This is a genomic window from Undibacterium sp. JH2W, assembly GCF_049340425.1.
Lineage (GTDB): Bacteria > Pseudomonadota > Gammaproteobacteria > Burkholderiales > Burkholderiaceae_D > Undibacterium.
The window spans coordinates 119,761-139,140 of the sequence record NZ_JBMPOT010000009.1; the positions used below are offsets into that span (position 1 = coordinate 119,761).

Below are 19,380 nucleotides of genomic sequence, written 5' to 3' on the forward strand. Positions count from 1 at the left end.
GAATAAAAAGAGACCACCATGCATTTGACCATACAAGGCCTGAACAACACGCTCAGCAATAACACTGCACTCGTTCAGGATATCGCCAGCCAGACCAGGGCAAAAATAGTGCAATTGAATGCGCAGGCAGTGCGCCTCGATGATGCAGAATGTGATGAGGATGCTTTAAGTACAATACGCGAACGCTGCTTCGCTGCTCAACTGGATGTCACAGCTCTGGACCAGCAACTTGCTCTGGCCGATTTCAAGTTGGTCGCCATGGACATGGATTCGACGCTGATCACCATAGAATGCATCGATGAAATCGCGGACATGCAGGGCTTGAAACCGCAAGTGGCAGAAATTACCGAGGCCGCCATGCGAGGCGAGCTGGAATTCCAGGAAAGCCTGATCCGTCGCGTCGCCCTGCTCAAAGACCTGGACGCCAGCGCCCTGCAACGTGTCTATGACGAACGCCTGCAATTGTCCCTGGGTGCGGAGCAGATGCTGAAAGCCATACAGCAAGCCGGCCTCAAGACTTTGCTGGTATCCGGCGGCTTCACCTTCTTCACCGACCGCATGAAATCACGCCTGAACCTCAATTACACCCATTCCAATGTACTTGAAATCCAGGATGGCAAACTGACCGGCAAAGTCATAGGCACCATCGTCGATGCTGACGAAAAACAGAGAACCGTGGAAAGCGTCTGTGCCGAGATGGGTATTACCACCAATCAGGCCATCGTCATGGGTGACGGCGCGAATGACTTGAAGATGATGAAAATTTCTGGCTTGTCAGTCGCCTTCAGGGCCAAGCCTGTGGTGCGTGCACAAGCAGATGTAGCTTTGAATTTTGTCGGACTGGATGGGGTGTTGAATCTGCTTTGAACACATGGTTCACTCTAAGGCTCCATTCAATTGATCAGCGCGAGAGGATACGAACCTCCACCGCCGTGCACCCCATGCACGTACACTATTAGGCCGTGCTACTTCCCGACACTGGGCAAGAGATATTACAAGGAATAAACCACGGATTTAATCGGGCAGATTCGACATCAAGGCCCCAAAATGATTGACCGGATGCACAGGGTCGCGTCTCCTGTCGCTTGTTCTCGTCACAGAGTCCGGCTTTTTCAAATAGGTCTGGTAAGTTTTTTGCGTATACACGTAATCGTTGTAAGTAAAAGCGATACCACCATTCCATGCCAAGCCTAGTGGAATACCTTCATACTTTTCAAGAAAAGCCATCACCCCTTCTTTGATTGACAGCTCGGGGTAATCATTCTTCTGTATTCTGGCTTCTACGTGTAAATTTAAATTGTTTTTGAAGGCATCCCATGTTTCCATACTGGCCCCTGCCTGCGCACTTACTTGCGCCCTCACCTTGTCGATATCAGCATCAGGCAAAGACTTGGGTATTGAGGTATACACTGTCACATGAGGCTTGCTGGCATCAATAATCACATAGCCAGGGGCTGCAATTACTGACATAAATGTCATCAACATGATGGCAAGGCTGACGAGGATATGTTTGAGCATGTCTATTTCCTTGTATGGCAAAGTTACCAGAGAAATACAAGTCTGCAGCAATGAACAAAGCACAGCAACAGGCAGCTCAAAAGTCGCGTTTTTTTACCTAAATCGTATCATCAGAAAATACAGCATGGATAACTGCTGGATTCAAGCAATTGACGCGAAAGTAAAAGACACCTGCCCAGAGCAGGATCACACTCAAACAATTAGGATGCACCGATGCTTGAAGAGTTCATGGCCAACATACTGATGGCCGAGCATTGAAGTTTGATATGGCGGCACTAGCAGATGTCGCGCCGCCTCTGCGGGACTGGATGCGATATTGAACTTACTCTAAGTAGACGGCAAACCAAGCATGCATTTGCTTAACGACCAATACTCCACTGAACAGCAAATGCAACTGCAATGCCAACCAGGATACCGGCCAGGATTTCAATACGCGTATGCCCCATACGCTCACGCAATTTCTGATGATCAGTAGAGGTCGCTGCCAATTTATTGATGGCTTCAGCATGTTTGCCCACCTGGCGGCGCAGGCTATTGGCATCCAGCACCACAATAAAGACCAGGGTCACCGCCACACCAAAAGCCGGGTGAGCTATTCCTTCCTTCAAGGCGATCAGTGAAGCCATGCTGCTAACGATGGCACTGTGGTTACTTGGCAAACCACCATAGCCAATCAAACCAAAGGCCAGTTGCCTGGCCTTGATGCTATTGATAGTGAACTTCATTATTCCAGCCACCAGCCAGGCAAGGAAAGGTGTCAGTGCATACGAAAAATCCATCTTCATCCTTGTGCTGGCCACAAAGCCCAAATGCAGGCTACCACCCACAATACGACGGTTAATAAGAGCTGCCAATCTGTTAGTAAAGCCTCAGTTGGTGACTCTCCACCATCGAGTTCTTCAACGCCATACCAATAACGGAATAAACCAAACAAAACCTGGGGTACAGTGATAATCAACTGGGGTTTGCTCGACATCACAAACATACCATAAAAAACCAGCGCACAAATTGCAGACATTTCAGCATATCTATCTATCAGTGCCACTGAGTATTTTTTAAGTACCTTGCGACCTTCAGTGCCACTTTGCATTAACTCCTGCCTCCGCTTTATTGCTGCCAAATAAAGAGCGAGGCAAAGTGTAGTGACGAACATCCATGCAGATACTGGAACGGCCAAAGCTACCGCACCTGCATACACACGCAGCACAAAACAGATGGCAATCGTAAAAATATCCACGACTGGCTGATGTTTCAGTACAAAAGTATAAGCAACATTCAATGCCATGTAAGCAGCAACAACCAACACCACTTTAGGTGCAATAAACCAGCCCCATAATACGCTTGCATAAAGCACAGCAAGCAAAACCAAAGCCATGGGAATGCTTACTGTGCCAGCTGCGAGAGGCCGAGTCTTGGATTTTTTTGGATGAAGGCGATCTTGCTCAATGTCGTGTATGTCATTGATGATATAGGTCGCGGAAGAGCCAAGACAAAACAGCAGCATCGCAAACAATGCATGACTCACTGCAGCGACATTCAAAAATTCACCTGAAAACATCAGTGGAGCAAGGACGAAACCATTTTTGATCCACTGCCTGGCCCGCATCAGCTTGAGCAAGCCCAGCAAGCGCACTGGTGTCGTGTGAGTTATTAAGTTATCATGCATTAATTTATCCAGCTTAAATTCATGGCAATGTTTCCCGTATGAACTTAACAATAATGTATTCAATTTTCGCATTAATTGCGATGATAGTAAACATCACAACACAAGATATCGTTATCCGTCATTACAATGGCGCGTTTGCTATCCTTGCTTCCCTCATCATTGGCACAGGTGCTGGTTTGGTCGTCAAATACGTTCTAGATAAACGGTATATTTTTCGCTTTCATGCTCAGAATGCAACCCATGACGGCAAGACCTTTGTTCTTTACACCCTAATGGGCGTGATCACAACAGTGGTTTTTTGGGGCTTTGAGTTTGGTTTTGACTTTTTTTTCAAGACCAAAGAAATGCGCTATGCAGGGGGTGCCCTTGGTCTGGCAATAGGCTATCTGTGTAAGTACAAACTGGATAAACGCTATGTTTTTCGCACGGATCCTGCATGACACAGGTCAGCGCCTGGGGACGTCTCAGTGCAGATACCCATCATTTGCTTAGTCTCAATGACCCCAATAAAATCAGGGATTTGATCTGCCATGCCCAATTCCCTGGCCTCGCTCATGGCATGGGGCGTAGCTATGGTGATGCCTGCCTTAATCCTGGTGGCCTACTTTGGCTCACTACCGGTCTGGACCATTTCATCCATTTTGATGAAGGTTCTGGTTGCCTGACTTGCGAAGCGGGTGTGCAACTCAGAGACATACAACAGTTAATGATACCGCGTGGCTGGATCTTACCAGTTAGCCCTGGAACCCAAATGGTGACGGTTGGGGGCGCCATCGCCAATGACGTGCATGGCAAGAATCATCACATGCTTGGCACTTTTGGCGATCATGTCAGGCGCATCAAGTTGCTGCGTACAGATGGAGAAATCATCGTTTGTAGCCCGACAGAAAAATCAGACTGGTTTGCTGCAACAGTAGGTGGTTTGGGCCTGACAGGTTTGATCGTAGAAGCAGAGTTACAGTTGCGTCCGGTAATTGGCCCATGGTTAGATACTGAAACCATTCACTATAATAGTCTGGAGGAATTCTTTCATCTTGCGGATGCGTCTGAGGCAAATTGGGAACATACTGTTTCCTGGGTGGATTGCATGTCCGGCGCCGCCAGCCGGGGGATATTCATGCGAGCAAATCCAGGGGGGGGCCTGGCACTCCCTGAACCCAAGAGTGGTAAACGCAGTATGCCATTCACGCCCCCTGTCTCCCTGGTAAACCGCCTGTCCCTACGGCCTTTCAATTTTGCCTATTACTATCTAAAAAAATGGCAAGCTGGTAAGGGCATGGCTCATTATCAGTCATTCTTCTACCCACTGGACAATCTGCTGGAATGGAACCGTATGTATGGGCCCAAAGGATTCTTCCAGTATCAAAGCGTGGTAGCCCGCGACGTTGGCCAAGCAGCTATTCAGGACATGCTAAAAGAAATTGCCCGCTCTGGTGATGGTTCTTTTCTTGCCGTACTAAAAACCTTTGGTAACCGCCAGCCTGTTGGCATGTTGAGCTTTGCACAAGCCGGTGTGACGCTGGCGCTGGATTTTCCCAATCATGGGGAGCGGACGCATCAATTATTTGAAAGACTGGATGCTATCGTCCGTGAAGCAGGTGGCCGAATTTACCCGGCCAAAGATGCGCGCATGCCGCGTGAACTTTTCGAGGCAGGCTATCCACGTCTGCATGAGTTTTTAAAATACCGTGATCCCGGCATCAGTTCCGGGCTTTCACGCCGTTTGATGGGAAGTTGAATTGAATAGCAAAAAAAGAATCGTCATTGTAGGGGCAAGCTCGGCTATGGCCGAGCATTGCGTCAGAATATGGCTGCAGACACAAGCCGCACACCTCACTTTAATAGGGCGTAATGCCGCTCGCATGCAGCGTGTAGCAGATGACCTGAAGGTGCGCAGCCCTGAATCAGACTTTGACATAGTAGAAGCAGATTTTATCGATCCCACTGCCATCCAGTCCCTCGTAGATGGCATTGCAATCAAGGGGACGGTGGACATCGTCTTGATAGCACATGGCTCATTGCCAGAGCAAGCCGATTGCCAAAACGATTTGAGTGCCTGCAAAGAGGCTCTGGAGATCAATGGTATTTCACCGGTCTTGTATGCTGAAGCTTTTGTAAAGCATATGCTACAAGCACAACATGGAAATATTGCAGTGATAGGTTCTGTGGCAGGCGATAGAGGAAGAAAATCCAACTATGTGTATGGCGCAGCAAAAGGCCTGGTGACTCGTTATGTACAGGGACTGCAGCATCGTCTCGCTGGTACTGCAGTAAAAGTGACCTTGATCAAACCAGGTCCAACTGACACCCCGATGACCAGTCGCTTGAAGAGCCAAGGCGCGAAACTGGCACCGGTTGAAGATGTAGCGAGACAGATCGTAAAAGCCATCGAATCAGGAAAGCCTCTTGTCTATGCCCCTGGCAAATGGATGCTCATCATGATGATAATCCGCCACCTGCCCAGATTCATATTTAACAAGATGGATATATAAGCAATGAGAATATCCCCACTAGCAAAAATTCTCTTCGTTTATTTACTGTTTTCCTTGCTGACCTTCATGAATTGGGAAAGAAAGGATGCCAATTATATCACTGGCGATGAGCCGAGTTACCTGATCATGGCCAATGGAATTGTGAAACACGGCGCCCTGGAACAAACAGAAATATACAAAGAAGAATTTGCAACAAGGAATATATTCAAGTACGGCCTTGCTCCACCAGGTTCAGCACTGACACCGGAGAACTCTCATACAGTGTCAGGACCGAACGGCAAATTTAATGCGCACAATATCGGGCTTCCGATATTGCTGGGCATACCATTTCTACTTGGAGGCACGCTAGGCGCCAAGCTGTTCATGATTTTTAGCAGTGCAATCATCATCATCCTGGGATGGAAATTCAGTGGCCTGTTTTCCAAGAACGAAAAACATAGATTCTGGACGGTCGCCGCGGTCGGCATAGCTATGCCTTTCATTTCTGCATCCAGCCAGGTATATCCGGATATGTTGGCTGGCCTGATCTCCTTGACTGGCCTTTACTGGTTTATCACAAGCCAGCAAAAACGCTCCACCTTTCAGGAGTTGCTACTGGCAATTGCCATCGTATTTTTGCCGTGGCTACAGGTGAAATTTGCAGCAAGCTGTGTGTTACTGGTAATTGCAATAGCAAGTAAAATCTATCTTGAATCCAAGGAAGTCCCCAGAATTTTGAGGCTACTGTTCGTCGCCGGAGTCTCTTGTATTTTGCTGGCCACCTACAATTACTATGCTTTCGGGAAAATATCCGGGCCTTACCAATCCGGCGCACTGGAGATCAGCAAAACCAGTCTGATGGTCTTGTTCGGCCTCCACTTTGACCAGAATCAAGGGTTTTTACTACAAAATCCTCTCAACCTGATCGGTGTACTTGCCATCGCCTGGCTGTACAGATTCAATCGCCAATTTGCTGTCCTTTGGGGCTTGGTTTTCTTGTCCTTGATAGTGCCAAATGCACTGCACCCAAACTGGTATGGGGGGGGGAGTTTTTCCGGTCGATTTGCCTGGGCCGCCACAATAGTGTTTGTCGTTCCGACGATTTATGGGTTGATCAGATTTGCCGAAGTCAAAGAAAAATTATTTCGAATAGTCGTCGGACTATCAATGCTGCTACAGCTGAATTTTTTTTATTTTTATGCAGAACAATGCATTAACTCTTATAACAAGGCAACCGAAACTTGGTTTGATAGTTATTCAATTTACTATTTGCCGATTAAATCCTGGCTGCCCATGCTATATAACTCGAAGTGGGCATTTAGTTACACACCCAATTATGTTTGGCTGAGCATGATTGCCGCACTTTTCATGATGGGGTTTTTACAGAAAAGAAAGCTACTTGCCATAGGGATGTACTCCACCATCATTTTTAGTGCCAGCATTGCAGTTGGCGGAGTCTATAACAATTACCCTAAAAGTGAGATCCTGTTTCACGCCAGCGACTTGCCATCTGAGTCCGGCAGGCTGGCTGGTTCGGTTCGCTACGCAGAACAAGGAATTGATCATCCGGGCTTTCTGACTTATGGCCCTTTCTTGAACCTGGGTAAAGGTGACTATGAGATCGTAGTCAAATATAGTAGCCCGGGGACAGCAAAGCAATCCGTTGGATGGTTCGATGTATACGACACATCAAGTGGCAAACGAAAATTATTGCTTCCTTTATATGGGACTGAGGACGATGTCAAAGAATTGAAACTGGAATTCACTAACAACTTCTTGCGTCCGCATACTTTTGAATTCAGAAACCAGTGGAACGGCACGTCAAATCTGAAGATTCAAACCATATATTTACGAAGAATTTGATTATTATTACTTGCCATGATGTCAATTTTATCATGGCAAGCCCTCTTCTTATACCTCACCAAACATTCGGTAAAAAGCTTACTCTGACATGGCATACATGATCGCCCTCAAATAATAGTACGAACGTTCTATTATTTGAGTTAGAATTGTTTTAAGCAACCAGGCATATTCGTCCATGCCAAGGGTAAGATGGTACTAAAACCTAAACGATGGGGAGACAGGGATGTTTGAAGAATTCATGGGCACCATGCCAGTGGCCGAGCGTCAAAAATTTGATGTGGCGGCACTTGCAGACTATATGCGTCAGCATGTTGAGGGTTTCGATGCTGCACTGGCAGACAAGCTGGTGGTTGAGCAATTCAAAGGTGGCCAGTCAAATCCCACTTTCAAGCTCAGTGCAGGTCAGCAACGCTATGTCCTGCGTGCCAAGCCTGGCCCGGTCGCAAAACTCTTGCCTTCGGCCCACGCCATAGAACGTGAATTCAAGGTCATGAATGCCTTGAACAAGGCAGGCTTCCCCGCTGCACGTCAATACTCCCTTTGTACCGATGAGGATGTCATAAGTCGCGCCTTCTACATCATGGAATTTGTCGATGGTCGTGTGTTGTGGGATCAATCCCTGCCTGCCATGACACCAGCCCAACGCGGCGAAATATACGACGAAATGAACCGTGTCATCGCCCAATTGCACACCATCGACTATGTCGCCATTGGCCTTGCAGACTACGGCAAGCCTGGCAATTACTTTGCCCGCCAGATAGACCGCTGGACCAAACAATATCGTGCTTCCGAAACTGAAAAAATAGAGGCCATGGATAATCTGATTGCATGGCTGCCGCACAATATCCCACCTGGTGACGACACCAGTATCGTGCATGGTGATTACCGCCTTGACAATATGATGTTCCACCCCACCGAACCACGTATCATGGCGATACTGGATTGGGAGCTATCTACCCTCGGCCATCCCCTGGCTGATTTTTCCTATCACTGCATGAGCTGGCACGTCACCCCTGGCCAGTTCCGTGGCATTGCCGGTCTCGATCACCAGGCCCTGGGCATCCCCAACGAACAAGAGTACATCGCCAAGTATTGTGAACGCACCGGTAAAACCATACGCCCTGAAGATTTCAATTTCTATCTGGCCTATAACCTGTTCCGCATGGCGGGGATTTTGCAAGGCATCATGAAGCGCTATGTAGATGGCACTGCATCCAGCGCACAAGCCAAGAAATCTGGTGAAGCGGCACGACCCATGGCAGAACTGGGCTGGAGTTACGCTCAGAGGTAATCGTCCACACAGACAGCAAATTTTTGCAGTTCCAAAGTAGCACAAAACGAACAAATTCATTGGAGACAACATGGAATTCGAATACTCAGATCGCTGCAAAGACTTGCAAGGCCGGCTTTTGCGTTTCATGGATGAACACATCTATCCAAATGAAAAAGCCTATAAGGAAGAAATCGACCGCAATGGCCTGGAAAAAGGCAATCGCTGGATCGCTACCCAGATCATTGAAGAGTTAAAACCTAAAGCACGCGCCCAGGGTTTGTGGAATTTATTCCTGCCAAAATCAGTACGTGCACCAGAAGGCTTGTCAAATCTGGATTATGCTCCCCTATGCGAAATCATGGGTCGTGTAAGTTGGGCGCCAGAAGTATTCAATTGCTCTGCCCCGGACACTGGCAATATGGAAACCATAGAACGCTACGGTAGCGAAGAACACAAGAAGCAATGGCTGGAACCCTTGTTGCGCGGTGAAATCCGCTCTGCCTTTGCAATGACCGAGCCTGGAGTCGCCTCATCAGACGCCACCAATATAGAAACCCGTATAGACCGCGATGGGGATGACTATGTCATCAACGGTCATAAGTGGTGGATATCTGGTGCCGGTGATCCGCGTTGTGCTGTGTACATTCTGATGGGCAAGACTGATTTCAATGCGGCCCGTCACTCGCAACAATCGATGATACTGGTGGATGCCAAAACCCCTGGCATTACCGTAGTCCGCCCTCTTCCCGTCTTTGGTTACGATGATGCGCCACATGGCCATTGCGAAATCCTGTTTGAAAACGTGCGTGTACCAGCGTCGAATATTCTTTTAGGTGAAGGCCGAGGTTTTGAAATTGCCCAGGGTCGTCTTGGCCCTGGTCGCATCCATCACTGCATGCGCGCCATAGGTGTGGCAGAGCGTGCGCTGGAGTTGATGTGCAAACGTCTCAATAGCCGCACTGCCTTTGGCAAGAAAATCTCAGAGCAAAGCATCTGGCGTGAACGCATCGCCGAATCACGCATACAAATAGATACTGCGCGTCTGCTGACTCTGAAGGCTGCCTATATGATGGACACTGTAGGCAACAAACATGCACAGGCAGAAATTGCCATGATCAAGGTCTTGGCACCAAACGTCACCCAGCAAGTATTGGATTGGGCCATACAAGCCCATGGTGCTGGTGGTGTTTCTGGCGATTTTCCGCTGGCGGCGCAATGGGCTGGCAATCGCACCCTACGCCTGGCAGATGGCCCGGACGAAGTGCATAGAAACGCGATCGCAAAACTGGAACTGGCCAAGCACATCAGTCTGACTGAGGATTTAGGTTTGCCGATTACCCGCTCTTGAACAAACAAGACCGGTGTGAAACCCGAGCACAAATCAATGACTTCATGATTTGTGCACGCTTACCTGTACTCTACTTGCGCTCTTACTTGTACTTTTACTTGCCTCCTGCATTACCTGGTGCGAAAAATCACATTGACGGTTTTTTTGTACATCAATGCGCCAGGTAAAGACAAATCACTCATGGTAGGCTTGTCACTAGCAATTAAATTAGTTTGAACGATTTTAGCCCCATCTAAGCCGAGCTCACTTTCCACCCGGGTCAAAGCCTGTTCTGACACTGCCGTTGGCCCTAGCAGTTTGACAGAGAAACCAGCCGCTAATTCTTTTGCCCTGTCTCTGGCATTTTTAGCCGCTTTGAAAGTCAGATCATGTTCAATTTGTGCATAATCCGTGCGCCCAAAGCGCACAGAGAAATTCCCCAGGCTAGGTTTGGAAAGCAAGAATTGCGTCAAGATATTCCAGCCATCAAGATTTTTCACATACACGTGAAAAGCCCTGATCAAGCGATAGCGTTGCAAGCTTATATCTGAATTAGCCATTTCATCCCCACTGACCATCTTTTTGGTATCGTGGGCGGCAATATCCGTACCTGCGATTTTATGATCCAGTAAAAATGCAAGTACCTGTTCTGATTGCGTATTCAGCAATGCCAGTGATTCATCCGCATTTGACGTGAACGCAGTCAATTCAAAATCCAACTCAGCCATGTTGGTTGGCAAAACAATGGTGGCACTGCCATTGACATGAATAAAAGGATAGGCAGGCAAAGCCCCTGCTTTTCCATACATGGGAATGAGAGCGAAAATCAAAATCAGCAAATAGTGACGCTTCATGGTTTCATATTTTCTTAAGACATCATGCTCAGGATTAAAAACGGGCGTTAGTTAAACCAACGCCCGTATATTTTTTATTCCAATACCCAGACGAACTGCACTTTCGCCCATAGATTCGTTTTTCTCCCATTCACTTGCCCTGGCATCGCATTGGTTTTGCAATTTTCAAGTGCATCAACCACGGCATTATCCAAGTCTGGAAACCCTGCCGACCGATCAACTTTAGCCTTTAATATCTTGCCATTTGCGGCAACCAGAGCCGAGGCATAGACGACACCAGTCTCTTCACGCTGCAATGAGGCTTTGGGATATATAGGTCTGCATTTGTTAAAGTCGATGACTGGACTCTTATCCCCGTTTCTTTCATTGGCAACCAGGGCCGTTTCTACCGCCTGCCTCTTGGCATCCGTTGCTGCAATTGGGGCATTTGCCTGGGCATACAAGGCAAGACAACTGGTAGTCAGACCCACAATGGCGAGCGCCGCCTTCCAGTTCACTGATTTCACTTCAGGTTTGAGCAGACGTTTAATACGAGACATAAGATTTCCTCCATGTGCCGCTTGGGCTAGTTGAGGGGTGATGAATTGGAAGTTGGCCAATTCAGAAAGTGCAAGAGCAAGACGCCGCGGTTCGCCTGTCACTCTTGCGGCAAGTTCATCCGCAATTTCTTCCCGGTCATTACGGATTTGTTTTGATATCCACCATACTGCAGGGTGATAGAACAGCAGTGTTTCTATGGCGGACTGCATCAGGTTCAGCAAATAATCATGTCGTTTAATGTGCGCCATTTCATGCGCCACCAGCATTTCCAGCAAATCAGCAGGCATGCCACTTAGCATGGCACTGGGCAGTAAAATCATGGGTCGGAAAATGCCTACCGTGACAGGGCCAGCCAATTCATCGGCAAGTCTGAATAAGACCCTGCCACGGACATGAAATTGCTGACTTAATTGATCTATACGCATTTGCCAGCGCAAGTCTGATTTGTTACGTCCGGCATTGGTATAAGCACCTATCCAGAATAAACCTCCCACCATGCGCATTGCGAGTAAAACCACGCAGCTCAACCATGCCAGAACGATAGTACTCAGGTGCATCTCCAGCCAAGCTGACAAATTTATCCAGCTGGACTGGTTCAAATCCAGCCCTGGTAACATACCGCTCACTCCCTCAGTTTCAATGCCGGAATGAGTGGTAGTCATACGCAGAGAAAATTCCCTGATAAATACCAGCAAACAAACAAGTAATGCCAGATAACTGGCTGCATAACGAGCGCCCACCTTGGAAGCACCGATAAAGCTCAAGAACAAGGCCAAAAACAGGGCAACCACCAAAGCTTGCCATAGGAAATGCAATAAAGCCCAACCCAGGGCATTGATAATGGACGGAAAGAGTTGGCTCATTTTTTTTCCTCATTCAGCAATTTCTGTATCTCATCTCTTTCCTCCTTGCTAACGTGTCCTCGCAAAGCTGCCATGACCAGGTCTTTGGCTGAGCCAGAAAAAGCTTTATGGATCAAGTCCTTCAAAAGATTGGTCTGCAAGGAATCTTGCGCCTGCGCTGCGGCATACACATGCGAACGCTGTGCCTCGTCCCTGCTGAGCAAACCTTTGGTATGCATGACTTGCATGAGCCGCAAGACTGTCGCATAAGACAAGTCGGGTCTTTCCTGTACTGCTGCCTGATGGACATCTTTGACAGTGGATGGTCCTAGCTGCCACATCAGGCGCAATAAATCCAATTCTGCGGTGGTGGGCTTGCGCGAACTAATTTTGCTCATATTTTGCTTTCGTAGATAATTGCTTAGAATGTAGATTATCTTGTCTAGATCAATTTGTCTAGATTGTTTTGTCTACTTCTTTATGCAGTTAAAACGAATGCTAAAAAGCTACAAATTAAAGTTGAGATGGAAAAGCCAAAGACAGGATAAGACTGCTAACAAGTCAGTGCCCTTGATGTTGATAACTGGCATAAGCAGTAGCCGCCAATATGATGAAAGCACCACTTAATTCACATAGGCCAGGTGTTTCATGTAAAAGCAGATAGGCCAGCAACATGCCATACACTGGCTCCAGCGAGGTCATGATGCTGGCAAAACTCGTTGATAATTTTTTCAGGCTGAACATGAACAAGCCATGTGACAGCGCGGTAAATACAACACCAAGCAAGATCAATCCCGACCAGGTTTGCATGCTTTTCCCTACCATATCGCCCGTCAGCAACACTAAGGGCAAGAGCAATACGGCTGCCACACCATTTTGCAGACATGCCTGTTTGAATGGAGGCATTTGAGCACCCTGCCAGCGATTCATCATTGCCAGCAAAGCGAAACTGAAGCCGGATAATATTCCCAGGCCCAATGCATAGATCGCGCCGTCACCCCAAGACGTTGCGCTAACCATGGTTAGCATACCTATGACGACAAATAAAGCAGCCCAGGCATCATGTGCTTTTCTTGGCTCCTTAAAAAACCATGGTTCCAGCAAGGCGACAAACAAAGGAAAACTGGCGAAGCCCATCAGGCCAAAAGCAACTGGTGCAAAATTGAGCGAGGCGAAAAAAGTCAGCCAATGCATGGCCAACAAAAAACCGCACAGGACAACGCTCTTTGATACATCGCGAAAATGCAATTGTCTCTGGTACGCCAGCACAGGTATCAGGCACAAGGCGGCAAACAGAGTGCGCCCAAATACCAGCAATAAAGAGCTGACTGCCAGCATCTTGCCCAGTACACCGGCAGCGCCAAATAAAAATACGGCAATATGCAGGGCAAACAGGGAAGACAAGGCGGTTTTTTTCATATTGTGCTTATGCTTGAAGAGCGTCAAGTATACAGCCGAAGTATAAAATCGTTGATGCAACATGTCGGATGAGGGTGTGCACATTTATTTTGGATTAAAGCGCAAACGCATTAATCTATGCATAATAGATACCTGCTGTTTTCATCAACCCATTGAAGAGGGAAGCAATGATAGACGTTTATTCCTGGCCGACACCAAACGGACACAAAGTACACATCATGCTGGAAGAATGCGGCTTGCCTTACCGCGTTATTCCTGTGGACATCGGTACTGGCGATCAATTCAAAGCCGATTTCCTGGCGATTTCACCCAACAACAAGATACCTGCCATCGTCGATGCAGATGGTCCTGACGGCAAACCTATCGCCCTGTTTGAATCGGGTGCGATTTTGATTTACCTGGCTGGTAAAACTGGCTTATTCCTTGGGAAGACAGACAGGGAAAAATATGAAGCATTGCAATGGCTGATGTTCCAGATGGGCAGTGTTGGTCCTATGTTAGGTCAGGCCCATCATTTCAGGATCTATGCACCTGAAAAGATAGAATATGCCGTTGACCGCTACACCAATGAAACCAGGCGCATCTACGGTGTTATCGACACACAACTGGAGAAAACCACTTATCTGGCTGGTGAAGAATATGGCATTGCAGATATCGCCACTTTCCCATGGACACGCTCATTTGCCAATCAGGGTGTAGACTGGGTAGAGTTCCCGCATGCCAAACGCTGGTTTGATGCCATCAGCCAACGACCTGCCGTACAGCGCGGCGTGCAAGTTTTGGCAGATGCACGCAAGCCACTGGACAACGACAAGGCAAGAGAAGTTTTGTTTGGAAAAACACAATACGCAAAGAAATAAACTCATTTACCGGGGGTGAAGCCAATTGCCGTTACAATGGGCTTACCCCCTCTACTCTATTTCAGTATGCGTCGCCCTATAAAAAGAAACCGCCTTAAACTCGCCGCTGAGAGCCAGCGCGTTGCCAATCTTGCGCTTGCAGTTGCGCAATCGGCCAGCCGTGTAGAAGATCTTGACTGGCAAGCCAAACTGGATGCACTGGTCACCAAGAGTCTCAGGCAACATCATCAGGAGATGCTGGAAGCTGCAACTGAACACTTGTTCCAGACCCACCCCAATGGCTATGAAGTATTGACCGAAACCCTGGAGTCCGTCAGTACCAGTACCCAGTTTGAATACGAAAATCAGACCTATGTCAGCTTGCTAATCGCTGCCCCCATATTGGCCTGGACCCGCTTTGAAATTGCTTCTGGCAGCATCCCAACAGAAGCACTGGCAATATTGCATACCCAATTAAGTGCGCATTTACTCGCTGACCAGGCACAACTGCGTTTGTTGCCCGGCCTGTATTCGATAGACCAGTTACCGCGCAACCATGTAGAAACCTACGCCTTGCTTGAACGGCATGGTCTTGCCATGTTGAAAAATCTTCCGTCGCCTACAGAAGCGGAACGTGCACACACCATTCCTTTTCTGGCAGATATCCGTTATGTGCTGGGCGTCATCCTGGTCAAAAAAGATGCCCCACTTTTCCAATGGCAAACCATAGATGCGCCTTATGACAGCGTAGAAGCCAAAAACGAGGCATTACTTCAGTGGCAACAGCAAACAGACGCCACTATCAAGCGCCTGGTGCCCGGGTGCGGTATAGAACTTTTATTGCCCGAAGCTTATTACACAGCTTGCCGTGAAGCTGATATCAAGATACGCCCGGCCACAATACGTTCTGCGATGTTCTACCTGACCCAGACCCTGGGCAAGGAAGCAGATCAGTTCAGCGTCATCATCGCCTCTTTTGGTGAGCAGGAAAATCCTGGGCAAGTCGATGAATACCGCATCAGTTTTTGCTTGCGCGATGCCCCTGAAGTTATTTATGGCGTGGTCTGGCCCTTATATCAGGCAGAAGATCAAATCATTGCTATCAATCTGGATGAGAATGAGCAACTTGCAGGAGAGATTCCTGGCATATTGCAAGAATGTGGCGTGACTGAAATCATTCAACTCGAAGAAATTTTTGCCATGGAATTCTGCGATGACTGTGGCACACCACTGTTTGCAGACCGTGACAGTGATCTGGTACACACTGAAATGCCGGATGATGCACCAACTCCGGGTGCCACGCATTTTCACTGAGTTTTCACTGGTTTTCCACTGAGTTTTCACTGATTATTAAGCTCGATTTAGACATGGCTCCGACTACTTTTCACTTCCGCACAGCGACTGATGGCGATGCATTCGCTATCAGTGCTTTAATTGCTGACTTTACGCAAGATTTTTTTGTGCATGCCGACGGTGCAGGAACTGAAATTTTTTTAGAGTCGGTCTCAGAAAAAGCAGAGCAAGTTTATATCCAGGACCCACGCTACCATTTCATCCTGGCCCTAGAGGATGAAAAACTGGCAGGCTTCATTGCCATGCGCGACCTCAGCCATCTATACCACCTATTCATTGCAACAGAATTCCAGGGCTTAGGACTAGCCCGCGAACTTTGGCAAAGGGCGCAGGCTCTTTCCACATCCAGTGGGCATACTGGACCATTTACGGTCAATTCCTCCGTCAAGGCCATACCTGTTTATCAGCGTTTTGGCTTTGTCGCGACTGGCGATCTCATAGAAATGCATGGCATCGCTTTCCTGCCCATGCGGTTCTGCGAAGATATCTAAAGCTTACGCCACATTGATGGCATGAAGCTTTTGTTGTAATCAATAGATAAAAGGAATCATGCGCCAGGTTTTTTGTGCGTAATCTGCATAAGTCTTGCCAAAAGCATCCTGGAGCACTGTCTCTTCAATACGAATCCGGTAACGCAAAGCCAGGAAAACCGGCAGCAACACCAGTAATAAAGACAAAGCATTCGCAGAGCAAATACCCATCCCCAAGAACATCAAAAGCAAACCAGTATAGGAAGGATGACGAAGATAACGGTAAGGGCCATGATCGACAATTTTGTGGCCACTCTCTATCGCCACTTCCACTGTGAAAAACCGACCCAAATAGGCAATGGCAAGCCAGCGCAAACTTATTCCGGCAAAAAATAGAGCTACACCTGGCCACGCAAGCTGTTTCAAAATATCGAATTCCATTTGAGGGAAAATCAGTTTAGCCAGGCTGGCGAGCGCGATGCTCAGAAAAACTACACGTATCAGCACAGTTAAACTCCCGCCATCCCGGTCTGTCGTATGGCCAGAAGAATGATTCAGGCGTATCACAAAAAATTCTGAAATACTATAAATAGTGACTAAAAATGCAGGAGAATAGAGTATGGAAATCATGTGGATCCAGCTTTCTGTAAGTGTTTAACACGATCAGAGTATTGACCATAGCCTTACATGATGTATTGAACAAATGCGACATCCAGTAGCTATTGAATTCAATTTATGACGCTTGCCCCAGCAAAAACAAATGTAGCCAATAGCAGCATCAGTAGCGATACGCTGACTAGCCTGCATGCGCCCAGCCTTTCACTATGTCATGTCATTCGTGCCTATATCACGCGCAATACTATCAATGCCGACACGCTCACGGAACAGCAGCGTCTGAATCATTTCCCTGTTGCTGCCGTCTGTATCATCACCTGGTATTTACAAGGGCAGGCTGAAATCGTGCAAGTCGGTGATACCAAGTGCAAACAAGCACTGCCTTGCCCTATTGTCTTCAGCGGGCCGCGCAGCGAACCTGTCACCACCAGCAACCCGGGGCCGGTCGACATTTTCATCCTGGTTGTATCGCCAGAGGCTTTGCATCTCTTAACTGATATTGACGTCGCTTTTCACAATAATCGAAGCTCGGCGTTTTCAGATGTATTCGATACTGAATGGCAAACCATGGCGCAAGCGGTGTTACATGCGGCAAATCATGAGCAGCGCATACAATTGCTGGAAGATTTTTTTGAATGCAAATGGCAAAGCCATGCTCCGCGCAGACATCTGAGTATGCATCTGTTCACCGATCTAATACAGGGCATGGCAGTGCAAATGCTTGCTTCAAAGTGGCTGCGCAGTGTGAGGCAAATAGAACGCCAGATAAAAAGCCTCAGCGGCATGTCTTTCCAGCGCCAGCATGTCTTGCGCAGAGCCGAAAGACGATTCATTACAACCCGCGACATGGTATTAAATAGCAAAAAGTCATGGGCGGATATTGCTGCAGAAACGGGTTATGCAGATCAAGCCCATTTATGTCGTGAAACACGTAAAAGCACGGGTTTATCGCCTGAAGAACTCAAAATTCGCATCATGAACGATGAAAGCTATTGGCTATACCGGATTTGGCTATAAAAAATCTGAATATCACACAAGAGAAAATCCGTTGTACAATTGGTTTTGAACGGTCGTGCTTTTTTCTGATTTTTTTCATTGCATTGCTGCGGCCATCATAAAACAGGAGACAACATGGATTTGAACTACACGGCAGAAGACCTTGCCTTCCGGGATCAGGTGCGTACCTATCTGGAAGCCAATCTTCCACAAGACCTGCAGCAAAAAGTACTGAATCATAAACGCCTGTCCAGGGAAGACTTTGTCCGCTGGCACAAGATATTGGCCAAACAGGGCTGGGTCGCCACAGGCTGGCCTATAGAATATGGTGGCACAGGCTGGACAGCAACCCAACGCCATATCTTTGAAGAAGAATGCGCCCGCGCTGGCACACCTGCCATCCTGCCATTTGGCGTAAATATGGTGGCTCCAGTCATCATGGCCTTTGGCAACCAGTCACAAAAAGACTATTACCTGCCACGCATACTGAGTTGCGAAGACTGGTGGTGCCAGGGTTACTCTGAACCAGGCTCAGGCTCTGACCTTGCATCCCTGAAGACACGCGCTGAGCGCGAAGGTGATCACTACATCGTCAATGGCCAAAAAACCTGGACCACCCTCGCCCAGCATGCCGACATGATTTTTTGCCTGGTGCGCACAGACACTGGCGTGCGCAAGCAGGAAGGCATCTCTTTCTTGCTCATCGATATGAAGACACCAGGCATTACCGTGCGCCCAATTATCATGCTGGATGAAGAGCATGAAGTGAATGAAGTCTTCTTCGACAATGTCAAAGTCCCGGTAGAGAACCTGATAGGCGAAGAAAACAAGGGCTGGACTTATGCCAAATACCTGCTAGGCCATGAGCGAACGAACATCGCAGCCGTAGGCCGTGCCAAGCGCGAATTGCAATTCCTCAAGCGTATCGCTGCCAAACATCAAAAGAATGGCTTGCCGCTGATTGATGATGCAGTGTATGCCAGCAAGGTCGCCAGCCTGGAAGTGGAATTGATGGCGCTGGAAATCACTGTACTGCGCGTCATTTCGCAAGACAGTGGCCGCCCTGGCCCGGAAGCATCCCTGCTCAAGATCAAGGGGACAGAAATCCAGCAAAGGCTGACAGAGTTGATGGTAGAAGCAGTTGGCCCTTACGGCCTGCCATTTGATCCTGCTTTCCTCGAAGGTGAAACTGAACATAGCATAGTCGGTGACGATGATGCTGCGCCTTTGGCACCGTACTACTTCAATTTCCGCAAGACTTCCATCTACGGCGGGTCCAACGAAATTCAAAAAAATATCATCACCCAGATGATTCTGGGTCTGTGAGGAGAGCA

General features: G+C 47.9%; 20 protein-coding genes. 12 read left to right on the forward strand and 8 right to left on the reverse strand.

Annotation, left to right across the window (positions count from 1 at the left end; genetic code table 11):
- Positions 1 to 18: 18 nt before the first annotated feature.
- The gene (serB, locus tag ACO0LC_RS15040; protein WP_423004436.1) at positions 19 to 867 is read left to right on the forward strand and encodes a phosphoserine phosphatase SerB; all 849 of its coding nucleotides are present in this window, start codon (positions 19 to 21) and stop codon (positions 865 to 867) included.
- Between the two features lie 147 nt (positions 868 to 1,014).
- Here serB and ACO0LC_RS15045 read toward each other — a convergent pair whose 3' ends face one another.
- The 3 genes from ACO0LC_RS15045 to ACO0LC_RS15055 form a co-directional block, all read right to left on the reverse strand.
- A complete protein-coding gene (locus ACO0LC_RS15045; RefSeq protein WP_423004438.1) occupies positions 1,015 to 1,518 on the reverse strand; it encodes a hypothetical protein in 504 nt (167 codons plus the stop codon).
- Between the two features lie 359 nt (positions 1,519 to 1,877).
- Positions 1,878 to 2,297 carry a divergent PAP2 family protein gene (locus ACO0LC_RS15050; protein WP_423004440.1) on the reverse strand — a complete coding sequence of 140 codons (420 nt, stop codon included), beginning with the start codon at positions 2,295 to 2,297 and terminating at the stop codon, positions 1,878 to 1,880.
- Positions 2,298 to 2,299: 2 nt separating this feature from the next.
- On the reverse strand, positions 2,300 to 3,247 hold the full coding sequence (locus ACO0LC_RS15055; protein ID WP_423004442.1) for a decaprenyl-phosphate phosphoribosyltransferase: 948 nt from the start codon (positions 3,245 to 3,247) through the stop codon (positions 2,300 to 2,302).
- Between ACO0LC_RS15055 and ACO0LC_RS15060 the strand changes: the two genes are divergently transcribed.
- The 6 genes from ACO0LC_RS15060 (at position 3,238) to ACO0LC_RS15085 (ending at position 10,139) form a co-directional block, all read left to right on the forward strand.
- Positions 3,238 to 3,624, forward strand: a complete 387-nt coding sequence (locus ACO0LC_RS15060) for a GtrA family protein (protein WP_423004444.1) — start codon at positions 3,238 to 3,240, stop codon at positions 3,622 to 3,624. The two genes, ACO0LC_RS15055 and ACO0LC_RS15060, sit on opposite strands and share 10 nt — an antisense overlap.
- The gene (locus ACO0LC_RS15065; RefSeq protein WP_423004446.1) at positions 3,621 to 4,922 is read left to right on the forward strand and encodes an FAD-binding protein; all 1,302 of its coding nucleotides are present in this window, start codon (positions 3,621 to 3,623) and stop codon (positions 4,920 to 4,922) included. Before ACO0LC_RS15060 ends, ACO0LC_RS15065 begins: the two co-directional genes overlap by 4 nt.
- 1 nt (position 4,923) lies before the next feature.
- Entirely contained in the window at positions 4,924 to 5,676 is a 753-nt protein-coding gene (locus tag ACO0LC_RS15070) for an SDR family NAD(P)-dependent oxidoreductase (RefSeq protein WP_423004448.1), read from the forward strand.
- Between the two features lie 3 nt (positions 5,677 to 5,679).
- Positions 5,680 to 7,518, forward strand: coding sequence for a hypothetical protein (locus tag ACO0LC_RS15075; protein WP_423004450.1), 1,839 nt, complete (start codon positions 5,680 to 5,682; stop codon positions 7,516 to 7,518).
- Positions 7,519 to 7,741: 223 nt separating this feature from the next.
- On the forward strand, positions 7,742 to 8,809 hold the full coding sequence (locus tag ACO0LC_RS15080) for a phosphotransferase (protein ID WP_423004452.1): 1,068 nt from the start codon (positions 7,742 to 7,744) through the stop codon (positions 8,807 to 8,809).
- A gap of 70 nt (positions 8,810 to 8,879) precedes the next feature.
- Positions 8,880 to 10,139, forward strand: a complete 1,260-nt coding sequence (locus ACO0LC_RS15085) for an acyl-CoA dehydrogenase family protein (RefSeq protein WP_423004454.1) — start codon at positions 8,880 to 8,882, stop codon at positions 10,137 to 10,139.
- A 110-nt stretch (positions 10,140 to 10,249) separates the two neighbouring features.
- On the opposite strand, the gene ACO0LC_RS15090 is transcribed toward ACO0LC_RS15085, so the two are convergent.
- From ACO0LC_RS15090 to ACO0LC_RS15105, 4 genes are all read right to left on the reverse strand, one after another.
- On the reverse strand, positions 10,250 to 10,972 hold the full coding sequence (locus tag ACO0LC_RS15090; protein ID WP_423004456.1) for an SIMPL domain-containing protein: 723 nt from the start codon (positions 10,970 to 10,972) through the stop codon (positions 10,250 to 10,252).
- 74 nt (positions 10,973 to 11,046) lie between these two features.
- Positions 11,047 to 12,375, reverse strand: coding sequence for a M56 family metallopeptidase (locus tag ACO0LC_RS15095; RefSeq protein WP_423004458.1), 1,329 nt, complete (start codon positions 12,373 to 12,375; stop codon positions 11,047 to 11,049).
- Positions 12,372 to 12,752, reverse strand: coding sequence for a BlaI/MecI/CopY family transcriptional regulator (locus ACO0LC_RS15100; RefSeq protein WP_423004460.1), 381 nt, complete (start codon positions 12,750 to 12,752; stop codon positions 12,372 to 12,374). Before ACO0LC_RS15100 ends, ACO0LC_RS15095 begins: the two co-directional genes overlap by 4 nt.
- Positions 12,753 to 12,915: 163 nt before the next feature.
- On the reverse strand, positions 12,916 to 13,773 hold the full coding sequence (locus tag ACO0LC_RS15105) for a DMT family transporter (RefSeq protein ID WP_423004462.1): 858 nt from the start codon (positions 13,771 to 13,773) through the stop codon (positions 12,916 to 12,918).
- 167 nt (positions 13,774 to 13,940) lie between these two features.
- On the opposite strand from ACO0LC_RS15105, the gene ACO0LC_RS15110 reads away from it, so the two are divergent.
- The 3 genes from ACO0LC_RS15110 to ACO0LC_RS15120 all read left to right on the forward strand — a co-directional run bounded on the left by ACO0LC_RS15110 (position 13,941) and on the right by ACO0LC_RS15120 (position 16,456).
- On the forward strand, positions 13,941 to 14,633 hold the full coding sequence (locus ACO0LC_RS15110) for a glutathione binding-like protein (RefSeq protein ID WP_423004464.1): 693 nt from the start codon (positions 13,941 to 13,943) through the stop codon (positions 14,631 to 14,633).
- Positions 14,634 to 14,699: 66 nt separating this feature from the next.
- A complete protein-coding gene (locus tag ACO0LC_RS15115) occupies positions 14,700 to 15,926 on the forward strand; it encodes a DUF2863 family protein (RefSeq protein WP_423004466.1) in 1,227 nt (408 codons plus the stop codon).
- Between the two features lie 53 nt (positions 15,927 to 15,979).
- Positions 15,980 to 16,456 carry a GNAT family N-acetyltransferase gene (locus tag ACO0LC_RS15120; protein ID WP_423004468.1) on the forward strand — a complete coding sequence of 159 codons (477 nt, stop codon included), beginning with the start codon at positions 15,980 to 15,982 and terminating at the stop codon, positions 16,454 to 16,456.
- Positions 16,457 to 16,495: 39 nt separating this feature from the next.
- On the opposite strand, the gene ACO0LC_RS15125 is transcribed toward ACO0LC_RS15120, so the two are convergent.
- A complete protein-coding gene (locus ACO0LC_RS15125; RefSeq protein WP_423004470.1) occupies positions 16,496 to 16,876 on the reverse strand; it encodes a methyltransferase family protein in 381 nt (126 codons plus the stop codon).
- A gap of 294 nt (positions 16,877 to 17,170) precedes the next feature.
- On the opposite strand from ACO0LC_RS15125, the gene ACO0LC_RS15130 reads away from it, so the two are divergent.
- Positions 17,171 to 18,067 (forward strand): helix-turn-helix domain-containing protein, encoded by an 897-nt coding sequence (locus ACO0LC_RS15130; protein WP_423004472.1) that lies wholly within the window; start codon positions 17,171 to 17,173, stop codon positions 18,065 to 18,067.
- 114 nt (positions 18,068 to 18,181) lie between these two features.
- Positions 18,182 to 19,372, forward strand: a complete 1,191-nt coding sequence (locus ACO0LC_RS15135; protein ID WP_423004474.1) for an acyl-CoA dehydrogenase family protein — start codon at positions 18,182 to 18,184, stop codon at positions 19,370 to 19,372.
- Positions 19,373 to 19,380 lie beyond the last annotated feature (8 nt).